Source organism: Bartonella sp. MU70NMGDW, assembly GCF_042194085.1.
In the GTDB taxonomy this organism is placed as follows: domain Bacteria; phylum Pseudomonadota; class Alphaproteobacteria; order Rhizobiales; family Rhizobiaceae; genus Bartonella; species Bartonella grahamii.
This window is the reverse complement of the sequence record NZ_JBHIMK010000284.1, coordinates 1-1,481: the sequence shown is the minus strand read 5'-3', so window position 1 is coordinate 1,481 and position 1,481 is coordinate 1. Positions and strand designations below refer to the sequence as shown.

Sequence of the window (1,481 nt, the reverse complement as noted above, 5' to 3'; positions counted from 1 at the left end):
AAGGCATTGCCTAGTGAATTGCTTACCGGTGCGGCAGAATGGTTTCGGGACATGGCGCATGCCGAATACGCTGATAGTGATGCTTTCCAAGATGCGGTTATCTGTGGCATGGGGTGGACTGATACCCGCCTTGATTATGAGAACAGCCTCGATGGTGAACCGGTAATTACCCGTTTAGACCCACTGAAAATGGTTTGGGATAGTGCAGCGGTGCAACCGAATTTAACCGATGCGCAACGTTTGTGGTATGTAGACCGCAAGCCGTTAGAAGTAGCTAAGCAGATGTTTCCCAAATCTCATTGGACAGAGCTGAGTGCAGATTGGGCAAGGGATGGTAGCTCTCATGAAGGTGTTCACCATAATGATCTTGATTATTACAGCGATGAGGGGAGCATTGATGTTGAAAACGGTCGTCGGATGGTTACACTTGTTGAATGCCGTTGGTTTGAAAGCGAGAGGTATTACAAAGCGCCCGATTTAAGCACTGGAGAACTTCGTGATTATAGCGAGGAAGAATTTAAGCAGCTACAGTGCATGATGCCCGATATCCAAGGGGCAGCTTTTAATAAAAAGGTTGTAAGACGTGCTTTTTTAGGGAGAAAGTTGCTTGAATCCCCCGATCAACCCATGGTTCCAGCGGGTCAATTGGGTTGGGAGTGTATAACGGGGTATTTTGACAAGATAGAACGGCAATTTTATGGGGTTGTGCGTCCTACAAAAGACCCTCAGCGGTGGGCGAATAAATATTTCAGTCAAGTGATGTATATCCTTAATAGCCAATCCAAAGGGGGGCTTATTGTCGAGGAAGGGGCATTTAAGGACATCAGGCAGGCTATGCAAGATTGGACGCGGGCTGATGCGTTGCTAGTTGCTGAAGATGGCGCCCTTGCACAAGGAAAGATCCAACCCAAACCCGTAGCAGAATTTCCAACGGGGTTTTTCCAACTGTTTAATGAAGCTAAGGAAGCAATTAATCAGGTGACGGGTTTATCGCCCGAATTCATTGGCACAAGAGAAGTGACACAAGCGGGTATTTTGGAGGCACAACGACGCCAATCCAGTTTAAATCTGCTTGCTTGTCTGTTTGATGGTTTACGTTTGTACCGCAAGCGGCAAGGTAAGATTATTTTGCACCTTATCCAGAATTACTTGTCCGATGGTCGTTTGGTACGGATATCTGGTGAGGAGAATGCGCAATATATTCCATTGACGCGTGAAGAAGTAACGAGTGTCGAGTATGACATTGTTGTTGATGATGCGCCAACCAGCCCGAATGAGAAAGAGCGCACCTTCGGTATCATCACACAACTGCTTCCATTGCTTCAAAATGCCATTACGCCGGATATTATGCTTGATCTACTTCGTTATTCTCCATTGCCGGCGTCATTACTCAATCGTGTCAGTGAGAAGTTCCAACAGCAACAAATGGCACAACAACAGCAGATGGACCCCGAGCAGGAAATGAAGTTGCAGGAAAAGCA

Annotated in this window: 1 protein-coding gene; it reads left to right on the top strand. The window is 46.7% G+C overall.

The window, feature by feature from the left end; translation table 11 throughout:
• The coding region (locus ACFIKE_RS10485) for a phage portal protein (RefSeq protein WP_375649825.1) at positions 1–1,481 on the top strand (1,481 nt) is incomplete at both ends.